The 23033-nt window shown below is 71.1% G+C and carries 23 protein-coding genes; 7 read left to right on the forward strand and 16 right to left on the reverse strand.

Features of this window, described 5'->3' with window-relative positions; translation table 11 throughout:
* Positions 1-30: 30 nt before the first annotated feature.
* From G3I78_RS20485 to G3I78_RS20495, 3 genes are all read right to left on the reverse strand, one after another.
* Complete coding sequence (locus tag G3I78_RS20485; protein ID WP_164426613.1) at positions 31-1611, reverse strand: TROVE domain-containing protein; 1581 nt, start codon at positions 1609-1611, stop codon at positions 31-33.
* Positions 1612-1959: 348 nt separating this feature from the next.
* Positions 1960-3408 (reverse strand): alkaline phosphatase PhoX, encoded by a 1449-nt coding sequence (locus G3I78_RS20490; RefSeq protein ID WP_164426615.1) that lies wholly within the window; start codon positions 3406-3408, stop codon positions 1960-1962.
* 392 nt (positions 3409-3800) lie between these two features.
* Complete coding sequence (locus tag G3I78_RS20495) at positions 3801-5225, reverse strand: hypothetical protein (protein ID WP_164426617.1); 1425 nt, start codon at positions 5223-5225, stop codon at positions 3801-3803.
* A gap of 374 nt (positions 5226-5599) precedes the next feature.
* On the opposite strand from G3I78_RS20495, the gene G3I78_RS20500 reads away from it, so the two are divergent.
* Entirely contained in the window at positions 5600-7423 is a 1824-nt protein-coding gene (locus G3I78_RS20500) for an endonuclease/exonuclease/phosphatase family protein (protein WP_164426619.1), read from the forward strand.
* Between the two features lie 18 nt (positions 7424-7441).
* Here G3I78_RS20500 and G3I78_RS20505 read toward each other — a convergent pair whose 3' ends face one another.
* From G3I78_RS20505 to G3I78_RS20515, 3 genes are all read right to left on the reverse strand, one after another.
* Entirely contained in the window at positions 7442-8176 is a 735-nt protein-coding gene (locus G3I78_RS20505) for an SRPBCC domain-containing protein (protein ID WP_164426621.1), read from the reverse strand.
* Between the two features lie 3 nt (positions 8177-8179).
* Positions 8180-8797, reverse strand: coding sequence for a winged helix-turn-helix domain-containing protein (locus tag G3I78_RS20510; protein ID WP_164426623.1), 618 nt, complete (start codon positions 8795-8797; stop codon positions 8180-8182).
* 140 nt (positions 8798-8937) lie between these two features.
* Complete coding sequence (locus tag G3I78_RS20515; protein WP_164426625.1) at positions 8938-9639, reverse strand: antibiotic biosynthesis monooxygenase; 702 nt, start codon at positions 9637-9639, stop codon at positions 8938-8940.
* Positions 9640-9793: 154 nt separating this feature from the next.
* Here G3I78_RS20515 and G3I78_RS20520 point away from each other — a divergent pair, with 154 nt between their 5' ends.
* From G3I78_RS20520 to G3I78_RS20540, 5 genes are all read left to right on the forward strand, one after another.
* Complete coding sequence (locus tag G3I78_RS20520) at positions 9794-10774, forward strand: YihY/virulence factor BrkB family protein (RefSeq protein ID WP_164426627.1); 981 nt, start codon at positions 9794-9796, stop codon at positions 10772-10774.
* A gap of 126 nt (positions 10775-10900) precedes the next feature.
* Positions 10901-11392 (forward strand): SseB family protein, encoded by a 492-nt coding sequence (locus G3I78_RS52060; RefSeq protein WP_239157937.1) that lies wholly within the window; start codon positions 10901-10903, stop codon positions 11390-11392.
* Positions 11389-11985: a hypothetical protein gene (locus G3I78_RS20530; protein WP_164426629.1), complete on the forward strand. Its 597-nt coding sequence runs from the start codon at positions 11389-11391 to the stop codon at positions 11983-11985. Before G3I78_RS52060 ends, G3I78_RS20530 begins: the two co-directional genes overlap by 4 nt.
* Entirely contained in the window at positions 11985-13973 is a 1989-nt protein-coding gene (locus G3I78_RS20535; RefSeq protein ID WP_164426631.1) for a putative T7SS-secreted protein, read from the forward strand. The genes G3I78_RS20530 and G3I78_RS20535 overlap by 1 nt, the downstream gene beginning before the upstream one ends.
* The gene (locus tag G3I78_RS20540) at positions 13970-15001 is read left to right on the forward strand and encodes a type VII secretion system-associated protein (RefSeq protein ID WP_164426633.1); all 1032 of its coding nucleotides are present in this window, start codon (positions 13970-13972) and stop codon (positions 14999-15001) included. The genes G3I78_RS20535 and G3I78_RS20540 overlap by 4 nt, the downstream gene beginning before the upstream one ends.
* 13 nt (positions 15002-15014) lie before the next feature.
* Here the strand turns inward: G3I78_RS20540 and G3I78_RS20545 are convergent, their stop codons facing one another.
* From G3I78_RS20545 to G3I78_RS52865, 4 genes are read right to left on the reverse strand one after another with little or no spacing between them, the layout of a single operon-like run.
* A complete protein-coding gene (locus G3I78_RS20545; protein ID WP_164426636.1) occupies positions 15015-15518 on the reverse strand; it encodes a DUF3618 domain-containing protein in 504 nt (167 codons plus the stop codon).
* On the reverse strand, positions 15515-15934 hold the full coding sequence (locus G3I78_RS20550) for a phage holin family protein (protein WP_164426638.1): 420 nt from the start codon (positions 15932-15934) through the stop codon (positions 15515-15517). The genes G3I78_RS20545 and G3I78_RS20550 overlap by 4 nt, the downstream gene beginning before the upstream one ends.
* 52 nt (positions 15935-15986) lie before the next feature.
* Entirely contained in the window at positions 15987-16790 is an 804-nt protein-coding gene (locus tag G3I78_RS20555; protein WP_164426640.1) for a hypothetical protein, read from the reverse strand.
* A complete protein-coding gene (locus G3I78_RS52865; protein WP_275424838.1) occupies positions 16787-16915 on the reverse strand; it encodes a hypothetical protein in 129 nt (42 codons plus the stop codon). Before G3I78_RS52865 ends, G3I78_RS20555 begins: the two co-directional genes overlap by 4 nt.
* Before the next feature lie 172 nt (positions 16916-17087).
* Between G3I78_RS52865 and dapA the strand changes: the two genes are divergently transcribed.
* On the forward strand, positions 17088-17978 hold the full coding sequence (dapA, locus tag G3I78_RS20560; RefSeq protein WP_164426642.1) for a 4-hydroxy-tetrahydrodipicolinate synthase: 891 nt from the start codon (positions 17088-17090) through the stop codon (positions 17976-17978).
* Here the strand turns inward: dapA and G3I78_RS20565 are convergent, their stop codons facing one another.
* The 6 genes from G3I78_RS20565 to G3I78_RS20590 all read right to left on the reverse strand — a co-directional run bounded on the left by G3I78_RS20565 (position 17979) and on the right by G3I78_RS20590 (position 22648).
* The gene (locus tag G3I78_RS20565; RefSeq protein ID WP_164426644.1) at positions 17979-19208 is read right to left on the reverse strand and encodes a WD40 repeat domain-containing protein; all 1230 of its coding nucleotides are present in this window, start codon (positions 19206-19208) and stop codon (positions 17979-17981) included.
* Entirely contained in the window at positions 19205-19774 is a 570-nt protein-coding gene (locus G3I78_RS20570; protein ID WP_164426646.1) for a SigE family RNA polymerase sigma factor, read from the reverse strand. Before G3I78_RS20570 ends, G3I78_RS20565 begins: the two co-directional genes overlap by 4 nt.
* A 145-nt stretch (positions 19775-19919) precedes the next feature.
* On the reverse strand, positions 19920-20135 hold the full coding sequence (locus G3I78_RS20575) for a hypothetical protein (RefSeq protein WP_164426648.1): 216 nt from the start codon (positions 20133-20135) through the stop codon (positions 19920-19922).
* A gap of 114 nt (positions 20136-20249) precedes the next feature.
* Entirely contained in the window at positions 20250-21239 is a 990-nt protein-coding gene (gene dapD, locus G3I78_RS20580) for a 2,3,4,5-tetrahydropyridine-2,6-dicarboxylate N-succinyltransferase (protein ID WP_164426650.1), read from the reverse strand.
* A 552-nt stretch (positions 21240-21791) separates the two neighbouring features.
* Positions 21792-22328: a TetR family transcriptional regulator gene (locus G3I78_RS20585; RefSeq protein WP_164426652.1), complete on the reverse strand. Its 537-nt coding sequence runs from the start codon at positions 22326-22328 to the stop codon at positions 21792-21794.
* Positions 22328-22648, reverse strand: a complete 321-nt coding sequence (locus G3I78_RS20590) for a multidrug efflux SMR transporter (RefSeq protein WP_164426654.1) — start codon at positions 22646-22648, stop codon at positions 22328-22330. Before G3I78_RS20590 ends, G3I78_RS20585 begins: the two co-directional genes overlap by 1 nt.
* Between the last annotated feature and the right edge of the window lie 385 nt (positions 22649-23033).

Consider the following 23033-nt stretch of genomic DNA (forward strand, 5'->3'; position numbering starts at 1 on the left):
CCCCCGTGAAGTGCGGGCCACGCCCAGGACTCAGACGGCCCAGGGCCAGTCGGCGTCCTGGGCCGCCTCCAGCAGCGGAACCATCCGGAAGGCCGCGTCCGAGAGGCCGCCGAAGGTGTGCCGGTTGCCGGTGCCGGAGGGGCCGTGGCCCGCCCGGTAGCCGGCGAGGTTCCAGGTGTAGACCGGTACGCCGGCCGGTATCTGCTCGGTCGGGTCGCCGTGCCGGTTGTGGGTGTACTGCTCGTCGGTGACGATCAGCACCCGGTCCTGTCCCCGGTAGTGCGCGCGGATCGCCGAGGTGGTGTCGGTGCCGCCCAGGTCGCCGAAGCGGCCGAGGATCTTCAGCACCGACTCGCCCTTCCCGATGGCCAGTCGCCGGTTCGTGGTGCCGAACTCGACGAGGTCCGCGTCCGCCGCCCGCAGGGCGAGCGCCGTACCGAAGATCGCCGCCGCGTCCGCCCGGTTGAGCTGCGAGCGGTCGGAAAGCCGCGCCCACATCGAGCCCGAGCGGTCCACTAGCACCAGGGTCCGGCCGGGCAGCGCGGGCACGTTGGCCAGCGAGTGGCCGAGCGCCCGCTCCAGCGGGTGGGACCAGCGCAGCGAGGGCGCGTGCTGGTACGCGGCGAGGTACCGGAAGGGGAACTGCCGCGACCGTACGACCTCCGCCGGGTCGCTGATCCGGGCCGCCACCTGCTCCGCGACCTCGTCCGAGACCCCGGCCTCGTCGAAGTTGCGCAGATTCCTGACCAGCGCCATCGCACCCATCGACGGGATGACCGCCTCCCAGGCCGCCTTGTCCATCGGCCCCTGGAGCCAGCCCGCCAGCGCCTCCCACGTCATCCCGGCCTCGGCCAGCCGCTCGGCCCCGCCCTCGGACGTGACCACGGCACGCCGCTGCCCGACCGGCAGCGCCATCAGCTCGCGATGCGCGGTCAGCACGCCGTTCGACGCAGGCGGTACGGCCGTGTCCGGGTTGTGCCGCCGGTCGAGGGCGTACCGGAACAGCTCGCCCTGCCACGGCTTGTCCGGGTCCGGCGCCGCGTGCACGAGGTTGAGGATGTCGCCGAAGCGGTAGCCCTTGGACGCGGTGTCGTACTTCAGCAGCGACTTGCCGCTGTAGAGCCGCCGTACGGCGTCGGCGATCCCGCGCTTGACGGGCTTCGGGACGTTACGGCCGTACCGCGAGGTCCAGTATCCGAGGAACTCGCCGGGCTCGTCGGGCCGCTGGAGCACGGAGGCCACGACCTGGCGGTTCGAGGGGCCGTCGGTGACGCCCGCGTCGAGGCGTGCCTTCACGTACTCGGCGGCGCCCACGATCGAGGCGGTACGGAGGTTGCCCTCGCCGCGCAGCCAGCCGAGCAGTGCGGCGGTCCAGGTGGAGTCGGTGACGGCGAGTTCGGCCACGAGACGGGCGAACCGGTCGTCGCGGTCGGCGCCGGACTCGTAGAAGGTCTGCTGGGACACGAAGTTGGCCACCGCGAGCAGAAAGAGTTCGGAGCGCGCGTCCCGCTCACGGCCTCGGCCGCCCTCGAAGGTACGCAGCACCCGGCCCGTCGAGGTGACACGCGAGGTGGGCTGTGCCTTGGCGGCACGGCTGTTGAATCGAGCCATGGTGAATTCCCCCCGAATTCAATGGAGTTCCGGAGGGAAGCGCGGCGGAGGTGGATGCCCGAGATCGAAGTCGGCTGCGGTGCTTATAACTGGCGCGTCTTCCGTTCCGCCACACCGACCCTGAGTCGATGACGGGATTCGAACCCGCAAGAGGGATTTCCCCCCACCAGTTCCCGAAGTATCCGCTGCCTGCGCACCGGGCACCCACCCTGAGCTGCGCCTCCCGAGATCAAGTCGACTGCGGTGTCGGATTCTTTGGAAGAGAAGTAACCGCGGCCTTCGCACCGGGAGGTGCGTTGTCGTGATCTCACTGTAGGAGGCGCGACTCAGAGGGGGCGACCGAATTAACTAGCCGCGCTTCTGCCGCTTCCACGGCCCCGTGATCGCCAGCATGATCCCCGGCGTCTGGATGTTGGCGTACAACGTCTTTCCGTCGGGGGAGAACGTCACGCCGGTGAACTCGCTGTATTCCGGGTCCTCTTCGGTGCCGGCGTTGAGTTCGTTGCGGGCGATCGGGTAGGTGCGGCCGCTCTCGGTGGCGCCGAACAGGTGCTGGATGCCCTCGCCGTCCTCGGCGATGACGAGGCCGCCGTACGGGGAGACGGTGATGTTGTCGGGGCCGTCGAAGGCGCCGTCGACGGACGGGTCGGGGTTCACGCCGATGAGGACCTTCAGCGTGAGGGTGCGGCGCTTGGGGTCGTAGAACCAGACCGCTCCGTCGTGCTGGACGGGGCTCTCGGTGCGGGCGTACGAGGAGACGATGTAGGTGCCGCCGTCGCCCCACCACATGCCTTCGAGCTTGCGGGCGCGGGTGACCTGGCCTTCGGTGAACTGCTTGCGGACGGAGGTCGTCTTCGCGTCACGGTCGGGGACGTCCACCCAGTCGACGCCGTACACCGTGCCGATCTTGGTGGCGCGGGACAGGTCGTCGACGAACTTGCCGCCGGAGTCGAAGCACTTGAACGCCTGGAGGGTGCCCGCGTCGTCGGCGAGGGTGCGCAGCTTGCCGTGGCCGTGGCAGAAACCGTGCGGCGGGGTCCAGCGGTACAGCAGGCCGTTGGGGCCCGCCGCGTCCTCGGTGAGGTAGAGGTGACCGCGCTTGGGGTCGACGACGACGGCCTCGTGGGCGTAACGGCCCAGCGCCTTGATGGGCTTGGGGTTCCTGTTGGCGCGGCGGTCGGAGGGGTCGACCTCGAAGACGTAGCCGTGGTCCTTGGTGAAGCCGTTGGTGCCGGCCTTGTCCTCGGTCTCCTCGCAGGTGAGCCAGGTACCCCAAGGGGTGTTGCCGCCCGCGCAGTTGGTGGCGGTACCGGCGACGCCGACCCACTCGGCGACCTTGCCTCCGGGGCGCACCTCGACGACCGTGCAGCCGCCGGCCGCGGCCGGGTCGTAGACGAGGCCCTCGGTGAGCGGCACCGGGTGCGGCCAGTTGGCGCGGGGCCCGGCCAGCTCGTGGTTGTTGACGAGGAGGGTGGTGCCGCGCGGGCCGTCGAAGGTGGACGTGCCGTCGTGGTTGGAGGGGGTGAACTCGCCCGACTCCAGCTTGGTCCTGCCGCTGTACGTGATGACCTTGTACTTGAACCCGGCGGGCAGCGCGAGGATGCCGTCGGGGTCGGGAATCAGCGGTCCGTAGCCGACACCGCCGTGGTGACCTGCGGCCGCCACGCCCTCGCTCTCGACGTCGGTGGCCGCGAGCGCGCCCGGTGCGGTGGCGAGGGCGCCGACACTGCCCGCCAGCGCGACACCGGCACCGGTGATCGCGGATTGTCTGGCGAAGTCCCTGCGGGTGAGCGACATGGTGTCTCCTGAGACGGTCGGTGAGCCGTGGAGGGTGGCGGACCTCGGGTCGGCGCAACCGTCCCGCCCATGTCTGAACTCTGGTTGAACACCGGGCAGATTCGGTGGAGCAGCTTTAATGAATCAACACACGGCGATGGGTAGTCCTTTAGAACTGCCGGGCCCCGCGAGTACAACCGCCGGACCCCCGCGAGCCACCGGGGCGACCGGGGCCACCGGCTCCCCACGAGCTACCGGGACCACCGGGACCACCAGCCCCCCGAGCCACCGGCACCACCAGCCGCACAAACCACCCGCACCACCGGGACCACCAGCCCCCCGAGCTACCGGAACCACCCGGACCACCGACCCCACAAGCCACCCGCACCACCGGCACCACGAGGACCGCGCCCTCAACCCCCTTGCTGCGACCGCGCCTTGAACGCCGCCTTCCGCGCCTCCTTGGCGACCCGCTTGTCCGGATGCAGCCGTCCCATCGCCTCCAGCACGTCCGCAGTGGCCGGATGGTCGACCTTCCACGCGGCCGCGAAGAACCCGCTGTGCTGCTGGGCCAACCCCGCCACGAGCGCCCGGAGTTCCTCGGAGTTCCCTTCCGCGGCCAGCTGCGCGGCGATCGTGTCGACGGTCAGCCAGAAGACCATGTCCTCGGAGGGCGGGGGCACGTCCCCGAAGCCCCGCTCGGTGAGCCAGACCCGGGCCAGTCCGCCCAGTTCGGCGTCGTCGAGGACGTCCCGCAGCGCCGGTTCGGCGACCGGGCCGACCAGGGAGAGGGCCTGCTGGCAGCGCAGCCGGCGCAGCGGCGCCCCGGTGTCGGCGCCCCGGGCCGCGCCCAGCAACTCCCGCGCGGCGGCGAGGGGTTCGCGCCGGGCCAGCCACTGCTCGGTCTCGGCCTGGGCGGCGGACGGCGGGAAGACGGAGGTCCCGTCCAGCAGCGTGTCGGCGCCCTTGTCGGCGAGGTCGCCGACGGCCGGGGCGGCGATGCCCGCCTCCAGCAGCCGCGCGCGCAGTCCGTAGAGGCCGAGCGGGGTCAGCCGCACCATGCCGTACCGGGAGACGTCGGTGTCGTCGACGACCGCGGCGGGCTCCTCGTCGGTGTCGGCCATGAGCGCCTCGTCCACGGGCTGGTACTCGACCAGACCGACCGGCTCCAGGATCCGGAACTGGTCGTCCAGCCGCATCATCGCGTCGGACACCTGCTCCAGGACGTCGTTGGTCGGCTCGCCCATGTCGCTCGGCACGATCATCGACGCGGCGAGTGCGGGCAGCGGCACCGGCGCGTCCCCCGGTCCGTCCTCGCTGACGGTGAGGAGGTAGAGGTTGCCGAGCACGCCGTCCAGGAACTCCTGCTCGGCCTCCGGGTCCCAGTCCAGGGAGGTGAGGTCGACCTCGCCGCCGTCGTCCATGGCGTCCACCAGGTCGTCCAGATCCGGGACGCTCGCGTCGGCCAGCACCGTCTCCAGCGCGGTCAGCCAGACCCCGAGCACGTCCTGGGGCGAGCCGGTGAGCAGGGCGAGGTCCGCGCCCGGGGCGACGGTGCCCTCCTCCTCGTCGACGATGTCCACGAGGCCGGTGTCGACGGCGACCCGCCAGGCCTCGCTGGCGTAGGCGGCGGCGTCGTCGCCGGTCAGTCCGAGCAGTTCGGCCGCCGCGGGCAGCCGCTCCTCCACGAGTCCGCCCCCGGCGTCGACCCTGGTGTCCTCGCCGGCCCAGCGGGCGAGCCGGACGGCCCGGGCGAGCAGCGGCGTGGACAGGGCGTCCCGCGCCAGCTCCGCTTCGGGGTGCAGCCGCACCGGCGGCAGGGGGGAGCTGTCTGACATCGGCTGATTCTCCTAGGACGCCTCTGAGGGCCGTACGACCGAAGTACGACCGAAGTACAGCGAAGTACGGCGAAGTACCGCGAAGTACGACGGCGGGCCATACGGCCATCCGGACGCCGTACGACTCAGTCGCTCAGCCTAGACGGATATCCACCCATGCCGCCCGGTTCATCTCCCCGCCCCCTCCCGTACATGGCTGAAACCTTGACAAGTGGACTGGCCACGCAGGAGATTGACGCGCGTAGAAAATCCGGCGGACATCTGTTCACTGTATTTTCTACGCGCGTCGCCACCGCCCCACAGGTCGCGGCTCCCGCCGTTCCACGCTCCACCCTCGTCCCGGCGCCCATGTGTACGTCCCCGGAGGGATCCCGTTGCCCAGCAAGAAGTCCGCGCGTCTCGCCGCGCTCACCGTCGCCGCCGTGTCCGCGGCGTCCGCCGTCGTCCTCGTCTCGCCCGCGCACGCGGTCGGCGTGAGCATCCATGACATCCAGGGCACGACCCGGATATCGCCGTACGCCGGTCAGAAGGTCACCGACGTGGCCGGAATCGTCACCGGTGTGCGCACGTACGGTTCCTCCAGAGGTTTCTGGATCCAGGATCCGAACCCCGACGCGAACCCGGCCACCAGTGAGGGCGTGTTCGTCTTCACCAGCTCCGCCCCGAAGGTCGCCGTCGGTGACTCCGTCACGGTCACCGGCACGGTCTCGGAGTACGTCCCGGGCGGCACCTCGACCGGAAACCAGTCGCTGACCGAGATCACCAAGCCGACGGTCACCGTCGTCTCCAGCGGCAACGCGGTCCCGGCCCCGGTCGTGATCGACGCGAAGTCGGTGCCGAGCCGGTACACCCCGGCCGGTGACAGCGCCGCGGGCAACTCGCTCAACGGCCTGACGCTCCAGCCGAAGAAGTACGCCCTGGACTACTACGAGTCCCTTGAGGGCATGAACGTCCAGGTCAGGAACGTACGTGTGGTCACCGCGACCGACCCGTACACCGAGCTGTGGGTCACGGTGAAGCCGCACGAGAACCCGACCCGCCGCGGCGGCACGCTGTACGGCTCGTACGACGCGCAGAACACCGGCCGGCTCCAGGTCCAGTCGCTGGGCGCCACCGCCGACTTCCCGGTCGCGAACGTCGGTGACAGCCTGGCCGGCACCACCGCGGGGCCGATGGACTTCAACCAGTTCGGCGGCTACACCCTCGTCGCCAACGAGATCGGCACGCTCAAGAGCGGCGGCCTCAAGCGCGAGACGACGAAGAAGCAGTCCCGTGGCGAGCTCGCGGTCGCGACGTACAACGTCGAGAACCTCGACCCGTCCGACGCCACCTTCGAGGAGCACGCCTCCGCGATCGTGAACAACCTGAAGTCGCCCGACATCGTGTCCCTGGAGGAGATCCAGGACAACAACGGCGCGAAGGACGACGGCACGACCGCCGCCGACGTGACGGTGACCAAGCTGATCGACGCGATCGTGGCGGCGGGCGGCCCGAAGTACGACTGGCGCTCGATCGACCCGACCAACGACACCGACGGCGGCGAGCCGGGCGGCAACATCCGCCAGGTGTTCCTCTTCAACCCGGAGCGGGTCTCCTTCACGGACCGCGCGGGCGGCGACGCCACTACGGCCGTCGGCGTGACGAAGACCCACGGCAAGGCCGCCCTGACGGCCTCCCCGGGCCGGATCGACCCGACGAACACCGCCTGGGCCAACAGCCGCAAGCCGCTGGCCGGCGAGTTCGTCTTCCGTGGCCACACGGTCTTCGTGATCGCCAACCACTTCAACTCCAAGGGCGGCGACTACGGTCTGACCTCGGCGACCCAGCCGGTGCCGCGCAGCTCGGAGACCCAGCGCCACCAGCAGGCGACCCTGGTCAACGCCTTCGTGAAGTCGATCCTCGACACCCAGAAGAACGCGGACGTCATCGCCCTCGGCGACATCAACGATTTCGAGTTCTCCGACACCGCGAAGATCCTGGAGGGTCACGGCGAGCTGTGGTCGGCGATCAAGTCGCTGCCCAAGAGCGAGCGTTACACCTACGACTACCAGGGCAACCAGCAGGTCCTGGACCAGATCCTGGTCAGCCCGTCGATCCGGCGCGCTTGCGACTTCGAGTACGACAGCGTGCACATCAACTCGGAGTTCAACGACCAGATCAGCGACCACGACCCGCAGGTGCTGCGCTTCCAGCCGTAGCCCTTCGCGGCAGCGGGATCAGGACTGGCTGAACACGCCGTTCAGCCAGTTCTGCCATTCCGTCTCGCACTCCTTGATGTCGGAGTCGGCGGCGAAGTCGTGCAGCGAGATGCCGACCGGGTGGCCCCAGTGGTTGCGCCCGAAGATCCGGGTCAGTCCCCGGTCGGTGCGCAGTCCGATGAAGTACGGGTTGCGGAAGTCGACCACGGCGTCGAAGGTGTCGGGCCCGTGGACCGTCAGCCGGGTGCCCGCGGCCACGTCCTCACCGACCCCGAGTGCCTGTCCTACGGCGGTGAGGGCGTCCGGCGCCTTGGACGCCTCGGGTCCGTCGAAGGTGGCGAAGGCGGCCGGCCGCGGCGCGAAGTGGGCCAGGTATTCGCGCAGGGTGTGCAGATAGAAGTCGGTGTGCCGGGCGGCGCCGTCGTACTGGTTGTCCCAGTCGTCGACGAAGATCCCGCTGTGCACGTAGCGCACCCAGGCCCGGCGGCCCTCGTCGCGGGGTTCGATGGTGTAGTCGAGCTGGTTGAGGCTCTGCTCGGCGATGCCCTCGACGTTCGCGACACGGTTGGTGTAGCGGTGCGGCGGGTCCCAGGCGGTGACGAGCGATCCGAAGGGGCCCGCGCCGCCGGCCCGGGGCTCGGGTGGCTCCATCGGCCACAGATAGCCGTCGGTCCCGGTGGTGACGGCCGCCCACACCTGCTTGGGCGTGGCGTCGACCTCGAACTCGCGGGCGATCTCGAACTCTTTGGACATGATCTACTCCAACTCGGTCTGTTCCGTCGGGGGTTGGGGCTCTTTCGGCGTGGGGTGGACGGCCACGACGATCCGGTGGTCCCGGCCGCCCTCGGTGTCCGGGGCGTCGTACTTGCGGATCAGCGCGGTGACCCCCGCCGTCAACTCCTGGATGAACGCGGCCCGTTCGGCGGCCGAGGCGAAGCGCACCTCGCCGTCCAGCGCGTAGGTGGCCAGCCTCTGCCTGGCCTTCGTCGCGCCGGTGATCAACTGGCCTACGTCCCGCACCAGTCGGGCGCCGAGCGCGAGCAGCCAGCGCGCGGAGAGCTGGTCGCGGAAGCGGTCCGGGTCCGGCTGCACGGCGGCGAGGGCCAGCGGCGAGATGACGTACGACGCCGCGGTCGCCCGCATCAGCCGCTCGGTGACGTTGCCTTTGCGGCGCTCCCCCGCCAGCTCGACCAGGCCGTGCCGCTCCAGTGCCTTCAGGTGGTAGTTCACCTTCTGCCTGGGCAGCCCGACCTTGCCTGCCAGCATGGCGGCCGACGCGGGGCCGGCCGCCAGTTCGGCCAGCAGCCTCGCCCTTATGGGGTCCAGGGAGACGGCTGCGGCCTCGGGGTCCTCGATCACGGTGACGTCCAGCATGGGTCCACCGTCTCACCGAAAACTTTTTTTGTCCAGACGGTTCGAGTTGTCGGTCGGGGGCGAGGGGGTGGCTGTGCGATGTGTAGGCCCCGGCGGGCTCAGGCGATCACTCGCTCTCGGGCGATCACTCGCTCGGTCGATCACTCGGGGACGAGTCCCAGGGCGTGGTCGTACCGGCTGACCGTGCTGCTCTTCAGCCCCGGCCAGGTCTGTACGCGCTCCCACTGGGCCGAGGCGGAGCCGATGCCGTCGCCCGGTGCGGCGAGGGCCTCCAGATGGGCGTGGGCGCTCTCCCACTCGGCGTAGTTGAGGACGCGGGTGCCGTCGGGACTGAGGTGGAAGTGGGCGCCGATGCCGCCGGGGTGCGGGTTCGGCTCGTCGGCCAGCGCTTCGAGGACGGCGTCGACCCAGGCGCGCTGCCGGTCGGGGTCGGGTCCCTCGAACTCGATGTCGACGATCACGACGCACCCCGCGACCCGTTGGTCACCGTCCCGGCGGACGCTGCGGTAGTGCCGGTAGCGGCCGAGCCCCAGCCGCTCGATGTGCGGTACGGCGGTGTCGATCTCGTCGACCCGCTCCTGTCGCCGGGTCCGCGCGAAGGCCTCGTACGCCTGCTCGTCGGTCCACTGCGAGTAGTGCAGGAGGCCGGAGGTGTCGTGGGAGGTGTAGACGTGGTAGCCGAGCAGACCGTCGGCGGGCCACGGCCGGCGCTCCCAGGCACCGGCGATGGCCTCCACGGTCTGCCGCTGCCGCAGCGGGTTGCCCACCCGCCAGGTGCTGAAGAGGGAGGCGCCGATCTCGGGGCGGGTGAGGTCGGGGTGTGCGTCGGTACGGCGGGTCATGGGACGGCCTCCTAGGGGAGCTGTTCGGTTGATGCACCGCGTGGTGGGTGCATGAGCCAGCCTTCAACCTCAACCAAGATTCAGGTCAAGTGGGCGGCGCGGAAGGCGGTTCGGAAGGGGATTCGGAAGGCGGTTTCGGGAGACCCGCCTCCGCATGGACGAGCAGGCCGAACAGCCGGCAGACGAGCCGAACAGCCCCACCGAGCTGCCCGCGCGGTCCTGGAAGGCGGTGCTGCGCCGTACGGCCAAGGAGTTGCTGGACGACGAACTCGCCGACCGGGCGGCGGCGTTGACGTACTACGGCGTCCTGTCGCTGTTCCCCGCCCTGCTGGTGATGGTCTCCCTGCTGGGCGTGGTGGGACAGCGCGCCACCGACAAGATCCTGGACAACATCGGCGACCTCGCCCCGGGCCCGGCCCGCGACATCCTGCGGGACGCGGTGGTCCAACTCGGCGACAGCGGCGGCACGGGCAGCGTCCTGGCCGTCGTCGGACTGCTCGCCGCGCTGTGGTCCGCGTCCGGCTATGTCGCCGCGTTCATCCGTACGTCCAACGCGGTGTACGACCTCCCCGAGGGCCGCCCGGTGTGGAAGCTGACGCCGCTGCGGCTGGCGTTGACCGTGACGCTGATGCTCATGCTGGCCGCGAGCGCGCTGATCGTGGTGTTCACGGGGCCGCTGGCCGAACGGGCGGGCCGGACGATCGGCGTCGGCGACGTGGCGATCGCGGTCTGGGGCATCGCCAAGTGGCCGGTGCTGCTCCTGCTGGTCGTCCTGATGATCGCCCTGCTCTACTGGGCCGCCCCCAACGTCCGCGCCGGCGGCTTCCGTTGGATCTCCCCCGGCAGCGTCCTCGCCACCCTCATCTGGCTCGCCGCCTCCGCCGCCTTCGCCCTCTACGCCGCCAACTTCGGCTCCTACAACAAGACATACGGCACCCTCGCCGGCGCCATCGTCTTCCTCGTCTGGCTCTGGCTCACCAACCTCGCCATCCTCCTCGGCCTGGAGTTCGACGCCGAACTGGCCCGCGAACGAGCGATCACCTCCGGCGACCACGAACCGACGGAGGAGCCGTACGTGGAACCCCGCGACACCAGGAAGTGGCCGGCGAAACTGCGAGCGTCACGGGGGAAGTGACGCCTGGCCTCGACAACGCTCCCTCGCCGTCTGTGACTTCGGCCATGCCCGTCAGGCCGGTTGGACCGACGAACAACCACTGTGATGTGCTTCCGCACATCACGATGTCGGTCACGGAGCGAACACTTGAACGTGCATACGGCGAGCGGCCCAGCAGCTGGTGCGGGTAGCGTCGAACGGCTGGGTCTGGACGCCGAGATCCGCGACCTGTACGACGGTCACGGCGACGGAGAGCGGCTGTTGACCGCCTTCCGGGCGGCGGCGCTGTATGTGCCGTTCACCGCGGATGACGAAATGTGCTCCGGCGAAGCGGACGACGTCCGCTGGCTGTACACGTTCACTTCGACCGGGGCACTGGAACGCTTCGCACGCGCCCGTGTCACGGAGGGCGCGGAGCCCGGTTGGGAGAGCGGCCGCGTCCGCTACCGGACGGTGCTCGGCTCCCGGCTGCTCGACATCGCCGTACCGGCCGCCGTCGCCGTGACCCGGACTCCCACCGGAGTGGCGGTGGATGTGGGAGGCGTACGGCCGCTCCTGCTGCCTCCGCTGTCCGGGATCGTGCCGGAGCCGGTGGCGGTGGATCTCGTGAGCCGGGGCCTTGGCACGGAGGACGCGTGAGCGGCGGTTTCGGAGCGGACCCCGAGGCCCTCAAGCAGGCGGCCAAGGGCATCACCGGAGCGATCGAGGAACTCCAGGACGTCGGCGCGGTCGGCGCGGGCGCTGTCGGGCGAGGCTTCGGCGGCCTGCGCCTGACCCCGCTCCAGATGGGCCACCCGGGGTTGGCCGACGCCTTCGGCACCTTCGCGGAGCGCTGGGAGTGGGGCGTGCGGACGTTGGTCCACGAGGGCGACGAACTCGCGGAGAAACTCGACCTGTCGGCCGGCTATTACCACGAGGCCGAGGAGTACGCGATCGGCGTGGTCAAGGACTCCGTGATGGCCGGCTACGGCGACCCGGCCGCCTCCGGCGAGGACGCCGAGCAGATGTCGTGGAGCCGGATCGGGTCCACGGTGAAGGACGGCTGGACACCGGACCTCTCCCAGCAGTCGGCGGCCGAGGCGACGGAGCGGATCGGGCAGACCTGGCAGTCCACCCAGGAGGACCTGACCTCCAGCGGCCAGTACGGCGCCCAACTACAGCTCGGCGGCGAGGTGGTGCGGGAGTCGCTCGGCGCGGGCGACGACGAGCCCGCGGGCGGAGACGGCACCTGATGGGCGATCTCCAGGACCTGGTCGACGGCGTCAACCAGGGGATCGCCGACGGCGTCAACGCGACCGCGAACGTGGTGGGCGGCACGCTGGACGCCGTCGGGCTGAAGTCCGTCGGGGAGAAGGTCCGTGACGGCGCCGAGTACGTCACCGGGTTCACCGGCGCCGTGGTGTCCGAACGGGAGCTGGGCGAGAGTGATGAGCCGGGTGAACTGATCCACGGTTCGCCCGGGGACCTCGACGACACGGTCCGGCACCTGCGGGGCTTCGCCACCGCCTTCGAAAACACCGGGCAGGCGCTGCGGAAGCTCGACCCGAACCACTGGACCGGCACCGCGGCGGAGTCGTTCCAGGAGTCCTTCACCACCCACCCCAAGCGGTGGCTGAGCGCCGCCGACGCCTGTACGGCCGCTGCGGATGCGCTGGCGTCGTACCGGGACACGGTCTCATGGGCGCGCGAGCGGGCGGCCGAGGCGATCGAGCAGTGGCGGACGGCGGAGGCGAAGAGTTCGGCGGCCCGGCAGGAGTACGACCAGCGGGTGTGGGACTACCGGACCGCGCTGTCCTTCGGCTCCCCGTCGGGCCCGGACACCGCGCCCCCCACCGACCCGGGAGACTTCGCGGACCCGGGCACGGCCGGTCGCGAGGGGGCCCAGGAGATCCTGAGGCATGCCCGCCGGGAGCGGGACTCCGCCGCCGAGGCGGCCACCGCCAAGGTGACCGCCGCTTACGGCGCGGCGCCGGCCGGGCCCGGTACCTGGGCCAGGTTCGAGGCGGGCGTGTCGGACGGCTTCGCGGCCGGCAACATGGAGCTGGAGCACTTCGTCGGCGGCTTCGTGAAGGGCGGTACGGGGCTGATCCGCATGGTGCGGACGGTCGACCCGACGAACCCGTACAACCTCACCCACCCCGCGCAGTACCTGCGGAACGTCACCATCACCGGCATGGGCCTGCTCACCGCCGCCAACCATCCGGTGCGCACCGCCAAGTCACTGGCCGGCTCCGGCTGGTCCAGCGACCCGTCCGAGGCGCTGGGCACGCTCGTCTTCGACCTCGCGAGCGACGTGGTCACGGGTGGCGCGGCAACCGGCCTGGGCACGACCCGCCGCACCATGACCGCCGTAGCGAAGGAGAGCGTGGAGACGGCGGCGGAGCGGAGTACCCGTGAGGTCGTGGGATCGGCGGCCGAGGGCGGGGGTGAGGCGACCGCCAAGGCCGCGTCGAAGGGTGGCCCCCCACCGGACAGCTGGATGTCCTTCAAGCCCACCGACCATGTCGCCGAAGACACCGCCCGTGGCAAATGGGGAGTCGACGCACCCGCGGAGGCGTCACCGGCCCCGGAGACCACTGCCCGAGACACCGCCCCCGACTGGGACACACTCCCGGACGCCGACAGACACCGGTCGGCGACGGCCGAGATTTCCGAAGGCGCGGTCACGTTCCGCAGCAACGTGGGCGCGACCCGGTACGGCGCCGAGCACTGGAACGACTACGCGGACAATCTGCCGGTCGACCAGCGGGAAGCGCTGCAGAGATACACCGGCAACGAGTACCAGCGGGTCAACGGGTATCTGCGGGACGTGGACAACGGCTACTACGACACGCCGGAGGTACGCCGGCAGGTCGAGCATCTCGACAAGGCGCTCGCCGGCAACCCGGTTCCCGAGGACGTCGTCGTGCGTCGGGGTACAGGCCTGGAACACTATTTGAAGGAGTTGGACATCAGCGCCCCCTCGGACATGGTCGGAAAGGTGGTCAGGGACGAGGCATACATGTCCACCTCGCTGGGCGACGCCGTGTTCGGCAACAAGGAGGCCGTTCTCCATCTCCGGGTGCCCGAGGGGACCCCGGGTCTGTGGATGGAGAAGGTGAGCCGCTACGGCGACGCGGAGCGGGAACTGCTGCTCGGCCGCGGCAACGAGTTCACGATCACTCAGGCGTTCAAGGACGCTGGTGGCAAGTGGCAGATCTACGGAAAGATCCATCGATGAGCGAGCACTCCGACGAGAGGCCCTTCTCCCGGCTGGCGGACGACCTGCGAGGCCGGCTGGTCGGCGGCCCGGACGACTATCTGCTGAAGCCGAAGGGGCCTGTCCGGTACGTGGTCGTGGTCAACATGGAGGGGGTTCTCGGGGCCCTGTTCGCCTCGGACCCGGAGGGGGCCGTCGGCTTCGTCGTGCGCGAGGAACTGGGCCACGAGGCCAGCAACAGCAGCGGCTACTGGAGAGACCTGCGGCGATCCGCGAAGCAACGCGGCCTGACTCCCGGCCAGGCGCTGACCGAGATGACGCAGAAGGGTGGCTTCCCGTTCCCCGGGCGGGCGCTGACCGGCCCCTGGCGGGAGGCCCCCAGCCTGGCAGCCCTCCAGGAGGAGATCGTCGGCGACGGCAAATGGGATCTGCGGCCGCGTGATCTGAAGGCGCACGTGTATCCCGAGATCGCCCTCCACGGGCCCAGGATCGGCCGCCCCGAGGTGACCGAGGGCATGCGACGCTCCGCACGGCGCCAGCCCGGCATGCTGCTGTACGCCATCGACCCCGCCCACGCCCCCCACGGCGAGGTCCCGGAGCACGCGAAGCTGGGCTGCTGGCGGATCGACGAGAACGGTGAGATCGGCGAGGAGTTCTATGTGAACCCCGGCTACGAACCCAGCCTCACCGCCCTGCGCTGGCACGCTCCCGAGAACGAGGTGGAGCGCACGCTGCAGGGGGTCTGGACGCGCCACGGCACCGCCGAGGGATTCCTGGACGCCTTCCGCGAAGCCACCCTGCTGGTCTCCGTCGAGGCGGACGGCAGGCTCCTGTTCCGTCAGGACGTCGACGGCGAACGCGTCCTGGACGTCTACACCGGCACCCGCTTCGTCCCGGACGGCGGCCAGGACGGCGGCCCGGAGCTACGAGCGATGAACGGCGGGGAACTCGCCAAGGGCCTGTACGGCTGCTACGTGATGATCAATCGCGGCAGTCGTCCGCACCTGCGGGTCCCGTCGGCCGACCTCTCCGTCAGCGCCTTCGGCTGATCCGCTCCCCCGCTCACTTCCTCGGATACCGCCAAGAAACCACGACCACCGCAGCCACCGCCGCACCGACGATCAGCACCGGCCGCCGATGCCGTACCGCCGCCATGACCAGTGGCCGGGCCGGCAGTGGCACGCTGCGTTCCGCCCTTCGCTCCAGGGCGTGTCCCGTCTCGGCCGCCTTGTCCTGGGTGAGGTGGCCGGCGCGCAGTGTGCGGTCGTGGACCCGGTGTCCGGTGCGGGTCGCCGTGTCGTGCACCTTGTGGCCCGCCTGGGTGGCCCTGTCGTGGACGGTGTGACCGGCCTGCGCGGCGGTGCTGCGCAGCTGTACGGTCATCGCGCCGGCCTTGTCCCTGAGATCCGCCGCACGGGCTCGCGCGCGGCCCTTCACGTCCATCTTTCCTGCCAACTCCTCTACCGTGTCGCCGAGTTCACTGCGGGTCCGCTCGATCTGCCGTCGCAGCTCCTCGGGGCCCTCGGCCCCCGCGGGGGCGTGGTCGCCGCTCGTCCTGTCCGTCATCGGTGCGCCCTTTCCTTGATCTCCTCGACGTCCGCCTTCACACCGGCGAGGGCCTCCTCGGGCGTGGGGGGTGCGGCGTGGCGCAGCTGGGCGCGGCCGGTCGCGGCGAGCACGGCCGCGATCACGAACAGCACGGCCGTCACGATCAGCGCCGAGGCCCAGACCGGCAGTACCAGGGAGAGGGCCGCGGTGCCCGTTCCGGCGAGGGCGAGCAGTCCGGCGTAGGCGAAGGCGCCCGCGGCACCGAGCAGTCCGCCACCGCGTCCGGCGCGCCGCCCCTTCGCGGCCAACTCCTCCTTCGCGAGGGCGACTTCCTGCCGTACCAGCAGGGAGACCTGTTCGGTGGCCTGTCCGACGAGTTCGCCCACCGAGTGCTGTTCGTCGTGCGCCGGCCTGGGGGCCGTGGTTCCGGTCACGGTGCTCCGCCTCCTCTCGGTCGGAACACCCGGGTACCCGGCCCGGTCCCCGCTACCCCTGCGAGGACCCCTCCGGCCCACCGCCCCCGAGCCGGGCCAGCTGGCTCTGGAACCAGTCGAGCCGGGCCTGCAACAGCGCCGCCTCGGCGGCGAGTTCGGGCACCCCGAGCCCCTCGGGCACATCACGAGGCCCACCATGGGAACCACCATGGGATCCGCCCTGGGGCTCAGCGAAGGACCCGGCGACGGAAGCCCCCGAGAGCGGACCCACGGGCGGCCCCGCAAGAGGTCCGTCCAGAAGTCCACCCGCACGCCCCGCCCCCGTCCCCGCCACCACCCGCAGCCCCTCCCCGCCCAGCCGCGCGAACCCGGCGAGCGAGACGGACGTACGCCCGCGCAGGCAGCCCGAGCACGACGGGGCCAGCGCCCGCCAGCCGGGCCTGCCCCAGCCGGCGTCGGCGAGCGCCGCCGCGACCGCGCCGCAGGCGCAGGGTCCGACGGTGGCCGTACGCACCCGCTGACGGGCGTAGCGGAAGCCGAGTTCGAAGCGGAGGTAACGGCCGAGGACCAGGACGTCGAGGAGGACGGCCGTGCGGTGCTCGGCGGTGCACAGCAGTGCCTCGGCGGCCTGCCGGTCGTGCACGCAGTGGAAGCCGCAGTCGCAGCGGCGGTTCGGCGCCCGGTGCCGCAGGCCGTAGACGCAGGAGGCGTCGGCCAGGACTCCGTACGGCAGCGCGCCGCCGAGCGACACACCGGTGAACCCGGCCCGGGTGCCGTCCTGGGACAGCACCGGGTGGGCGATCTTGTATCCGGTCGGCGGCTCCGTCGGGCGTTCCTCCGGAAGCCGCAGCCTCATCGCGCCGCCGGAACCTCTTCGGGGACCTGCAACTCCGGGGTCTCCTCCGGGAGTTCGAGCTCCGCGTCCTCGATCTGCGGCCACTCCTCGGCGACTCCGGTGGCCAGTGCCTTGCCGAGCTTCATGACGCCTCCCACGCACAGGGGTCCATCAACCTGGTCCATGACCTCTGGCCATGGTGACCCATGGGGGCCGTAATGGACATAGGGCCTACGACACCACCCTGAAGCCTTGCTTAGCGATACCCCGTAGCAGAATTAAGTGGAGCTTCACCATCGAGGTGTCGAGACTACCCCCATGACGACCACGACCCCCTTCGGCCGCGCCCTCTGCGCCATGATCACCCCCTTCACCGAGGCGGGCGCGCTCGATCTCGACGGCGCGCAGCGGCTCGCCGAGCGGCTGGTGGCCCACGGCTGCGACGGGCTCGTCCTGTCCGGCACGACGGGCGAGTCGCCGACCACCACGGACGCGGAGAAGGCGGCACTGGTGACGGCGGTGCGCGAGGCGGTCGGCGAGCGGGCGTCGGTCGTCGCGGGGGTGGGCACCTCCGACACCCGGCACACCGTCGAACTGGCTCTGGCGGCCGAAAAGGCGGGCGCGGACGGTGTGTTGGTGGTGACCCCGTACTACAGCAGGCCCCCGCAGGACGCGGTGGAGGCGCACTTCCGGGAGGTCGCGGACGCCTCCGGACTGCCGGTCATGCTCTACGACATCCCGGGCCGCACCGGCACCCGCGTCGAACCGGAGACCATGCTGCGACTCGCCGAGCACCCCCGGATCGTCGCCGTCAAGGACTGCTCCTACGACTTCCTCGGCGTCCAGAAGATCCTGCACCGCACGGAGTTGGCGTACTACGCGGGCTGCGACGAGCACATCCTCGCCCTGTACGCGGTGGGCGGGACCGGGTACGTCAGTACCGTGGCCAACGTGGTCCCGGGTCAACTCCGGGCCGTACTGGACGCGTTCGAGGCGGGCGACTCCCCTGCGGCCGCCCGCCTCCAGCAACGCGCCACCGAGCTCATCGAGTTGATGATGGCGTCGGGACTGCCCGGCACGGTCACCGCCAAGGCCCTTCTCGACGCGCTCGGTCTGCCCACGGGCCCGGTCCGCGCCCCGCTGCGGCCCGCCGGCCGGGAGGCGACCGACGGGCTGCTGGCGGCGTACGAACGGCTCGTGGCCGCCTGATCAGGGCTGGGCGAACAGCGGTTCCCAGCGCCCGGCGTCCCCGTCCTTGCCCTCGCGGAAGCCGCTGAGCGGGACCTCCTTGTCGCTGCCGACGGTGACCAGCACGAGCCGCTGATGGAACTCGTTCTTGTCGTTCTCGCCGATGTCCCAGGCGATGAGCCGGCTGTTGCCCACCCAGGCGAGCAACTGCTGGCCGCGCACCTCGGTCTTGTCACCGGTCCCGGCGTCGACGAGCCACGAGGACGTCTTCCACTTCTTGCCCGCGAACTCACCGGCGACGAGCTTGCCGTCCGGGGACTTGCCGGCGGCGACGAACCACGAGAGGTACTTCTCGCCGTCCGGCACGGGGACCTTCTTGCCTGTGAGGTCGTAGAACACGTAGCCGGGCTCCATGGGGCTGCCCTCCCAGACGTACCGGCCGTCGTCGGTCAGGGCGAAGTCCTGGCGGGTGTTCATGAAGGTGCCGCCCGCGAGGTCGCCGGGGCCGCCCCCGGCCTTGACCTCGGTCCAGGCGCCGGCCCCGGAGGCCACGTCCAGGACGAAGAAGCCGGTGCGGCTGAACTTCATGGGCTGGCCCCACTCGGTGGAGCCCGTCGGCTTCTCCCGCAGATCTGGGTTGTCGCTGTACGTCGTCGCGACCAGCTTGCGGCCGTCGCGGGAGAAGGTGAGCCCGGCGACCTCGTGGTCGACCTGGATCCACCGCCGGACCTTGCCGGTGGTCAGGTCGAGCAGGCCGATCCGTGAGACGGGCAGGTCCCGTTCGAGGACGGCGGCGGTCTTCACGCCGGGGGCGACGGCGACCCAGGACCAGTCCGCGGCCTCGGCGTACTTGCCGGTCCGCGGGTTCAGCAGGTGGTAGGTGCGCTCGTAGACGGCGCTGGTCGGGGTCTTCACGACCGTCTCCGGGATGAAGTACCCGGCCAGGGTCGTGCCTCCGGCGGAGATCTCGTCGCGCGGCGGCGACTGGTCGGGGTGCGCCTGCCGCTCCTTGTCCCGCACCACGTCACCGCCGCCGCCCGAGGGACGGACGTCCTGCTTGCCGGAGTCCAGCAGCGGCACCCCCACCCCGACGGCGACGGCGACCACGGCGGCCACGGCGGCGGTCGCGATCCTCCGGGTACGGCGGCGGCGCCGGACGGCGAGCACCCGATCGGTGAACCCCGCTGCCGCCGGGGGCTGTTCGGCGGCCTGCTCGCGCAGGGTGTCCCGCAGCAGTTGGTCGACGTTCACGGCCGCACCTCCACGGGCGAGTGGTCACGGGAGTCGAACCGCTCGGCCTCGGCAGGCCCGAGGGCGGTCAGTTCGGGCGCGAGGTCACGCAGCCGGGCCAGCGAGCGGTGGGTGGTGGACCGTACGGTGCCGACGGAGCAGCCGAGCAGCCGGGCCACGTCGGCCTCGGGCAGATCCTCGAAGTAGCGCAGCACCAGCACGGTCCGCTGGCGGGCGGTGAGCCGGGACAGGGCCTGGCGCATCACGAGGCGCAGTTCGGTGGCGGCGGCCGGGTCGGGGCCGGGGTCACCGGTGCCGGGCGGTTCGGGCGGCTCGGCGACGCTGACCTCCCGCCTGGGCCACTTCAGCCGCCAGCGGCTGACCTGTTGGCGGTAGAGGATGCGCCGTACATAGGCCTCGGGCTCGTCGATCCGCTGCCATCGTCCTGCGGCCTTGACCAACGCGTTCTGCAGCAGATCCTCGCCCGCGTGCCGGTCTCCCCCGCAGAGCAGCACGGCGGTTCTCAGCAGGGCGGCCGACCTGCTGTCAACGAAGTCCCGGAAACTCTCCAGCCCTTCGGCATTCATCGTCACCTTCTCTTCCCCGGCGGCACCTGTGTGCCGTCCCTCCGCCCCTTGTGACGCGTGGAGCGGGCGGCCGCTATGCCACCGGTACGGAAAAAAGTCGCCGCGGCGGATCGCGGTCCGCTGCGGCGACTTCTCGTGACGCGGTTCAGTTCCAGGAGTACCCGTCGCCGATCAGCAGCAGGTGCTCCAGTACGTCCTCCATCGGATCGTCCACCTGGCCGATGTTGACCAGGCCGACCCGGGGGCCGTTGTGCGAGGCGGTGTTGGTCTCGTCGGCGTGCGCGCTCGCGGCGGGCAGCAGACACGTCACGGCCAGCGCGGTCAGCCCACCCGCCACGGCCCTCGTCCGTGCATTCCTCATCGCTCGACCCCTCGTTCGTCGTTTCGGCGTCTGATCGGACTCTGCGTCCACCCGTTCATCTGCCGAAACGACGCTGAGGTCACGCTGAGCAACCCGTAAGTGATCTTCGGGGACTCAGTTGTGGCTGTGCAGCACCTCGTTGAGACCGCCCCAGACCGCGTTGTTCGGGCGGGCCTCGACCGTGCCGGTGACGGAGTTGCGGCGGAAGAGGATGTGGGAGGCGCCGGAGAGTTCGCGGGCCTTGACGATCTGGCCGTCGGGCATGGTGACCCGGGTGCCGGCGGTGATGTACAGACCGGCCTCCACGACGCACTCGTCGCCGAGCGCGATGCCCACGCCGGCCTCGGCGCCGATCAGGCAGCGCTCGCCGATGGTGATGATGACGTTGCCGCCGCCGGAGAGGGTGCCCATGGTGGAGGCGCCACCGCCGATGTCCGAGCCGTCGCCGACCACGACACCGGCGGAGATACGGCCCTCGACCATGGAGGTGCCGAGGGTGCCCGCGTTGAAGTTCACGAAGCCCTCGTGCATGACTGTGGTGCCCTCGGCGAGGTGCGCGCCCAGGCGGACCCGGTCGGCGTCGGCGATCCGGACGCCCTTGGGGGCCACGTAGTCCGTCATGCGCGGGAACTTGTCGATGCTCGTCACGGCGAGGTGCAGGCCCTCGGCGCGGGCGTTGAGGCGCACCTTCTCGACGTCGTCGACGGCGACCGGGCCGAGCGAGGTCCACGCGACGTTGGCGAGGAAGCCGAACTGGCCCTCCAGGCTGAGGCCGTGGGGCTTGACCAGGCGGTGCGAGAGGAGGTGGAGGCGGAGATAGACGTCGTGCGCGTCGATCGGCTTCTCGTCGAGGGACGCGATGACCGTACGGACCGCGATCACCTCGACGCCCCGGCGGGCGTCCGGCCCGATCGCCTTCGCGGCGCCTTCCCCGAGCAGCTCCACGGCCCGCTCGGCGGACAGCCGCTCACTCCCGGCGGGCCCGGGTTCGGCGGAGAGCTCGGGGGCGGGGAACCAGGTGTCGAGAACAGTGCCGTCGGCGGCGACGGTGGCGAGGCCTGCGGCGATGGCGCCGGTGGGACGCGAAGCAGTCGTGTCGGTCATAAGGGCAACCTAACCGTCGGAAGGCCGGGGAGGCGAACCCGCGAGGGGGGTGTCTCAGGGGGCGGGCGGTACGGCGAGAAGGGGGGCGGCGTCCATCCACGGGGAGGGGCCGACGCCCCTCGCCGCCGTCTGATCAGAGAAGGCGGCAGGGCCCAGCCGCACGAACGGGCAGACACCCGGCGCTGTCGCCCGACCAGGGGAACACGGCGGAGGCCACCCGCACGAACAGGCAGACACCCGGCACCGCCGCCCACCAGAGGAACACGGCGGAGGCCACCCGCACGAACAGGCAGACGCCCCCACCATCGCCCGACCAGAACAAGTGGCAGGCCCCAGCCGCACAGACAGGCAAGCGCCCGGCACTGTCGTCCGACCAGGGGGAAACTGCGGAGGCCAACCGCACACGCGGACAGCCACCCGCCACCGTCGCCCCATCAGAGGAAGTCACAGGGCCCAGCCGCACGGACAGACAAACGCCCGCCGCCATCGCCCGACCACAGGAACACGGCGCGGCCATCCGCGAGGACAGACCCACGCCCCACCCTCACCCGGTCACTTGATCACCCGCGCCAGCATCTCCCGCGCGTACCCCTCGTCGTACGCCACCCCCGTCAGCAGCACCTGGAGGCAGATGCCGTCCGTCAGCGCGACCAGCGCCCGTGCCGTGACCGGGTCCGTGCGGTGGGCGAGGCGGGCGGCGAGGTCGTCGGCCCATTCGGCGACGACGGGACGGAGGGCGGGGCGGCGCAGGGCGGCGAGGTAGAGCTCGTACTCCAGCTCCACGCCGGTGCGGTCGCCGCCCAGCCACTCGCCGAGGACCCGGGCGAGGTCGGCCGCGAGGTCGCCCCCGGGGTCGTCCAGGGCGCCGTGCGCGGCGACCACCTTGGCGAACCCCTCGTTCGCCTGCCGCAGGGCCGCGACCATCAGTTCGTCGAGGCTCTTGAAGTGGTACGTCGTCGAGCCGAGCGGTACGTCGGCCTCGGCGGCGGCACTGCGGTGGCTCAGCCCCGCGAGCCCCTTCTCCCCCACGACCCGGATCGCCGCGTCGATGATCCGCTGCCGGCGCTCGGGGTCGTGCCGCCGGGCCATCAGTGCGCCCCGCCCAGGTTCAGCACCACGACCCCGACGATGATCAGCGCGATCCCGGCGGCCTTGGTGAGCGTCATCCCCTCCCCGAGGAAGAGCATCCCGATCCCGGCGATGGTCGCGGTGCCCACCCCGGCCCAGATCGCGTACGCCGTACCGACCGACACCGTCTTCAGGGTCTGCGCGAGCAGCGCGAAGGACAGGACGTACCCGAGCACGGTCAGCACCGAGGGTCCGAGCCGGCTGAAGCCCTCGGTGTACTTCATGGCCGTGGTCGCCCCGACCTCGGCGGCGATGGCTCCGGCGAGCAGCAGGTATCCCATGTGTACGAGCGTACACAACGCCGGACCCGAAGGCGCCGCCCCTGCGCCGGACCGCCTCACGCCCTGAACTCGGACGCACCGAAGGACCGTTCCGCGGCCACCGGCCCGGTATCCGATCGAGCGTCAGCCACTGCCGCCGACTCCCCGCGCACCAGGCGTCGAGGGCGCCGCGGATCCGCCGGTGCCAGGTCTTGCGGGCGGGGACGGCCACCCCGGCCTGCCGGCGCGGCTCGGTCATTTCGGGCGCGCACTCCTCGCCCAAGTAGGCGCACCACTCCCGCAGTCGGGGCTCGGGCCGACGACCAGGCCCTCGGTGCGCCGCGCTACGGTACCGACGTCCAGGCCCAGTTCATGGAGCCGATTCTCCGGCGCCGAGGTGATTCCG

The sequence above is a fragment of the Streptomyces sp. SID13726 genome, from assembly GCF_010548375.1.
Taxonomy (GTDB): domain Bacteria; phylum Actinomycetota; class Actinomycetes; order Streptomycetales; family Streptomycetaceae; genus Streptomyces.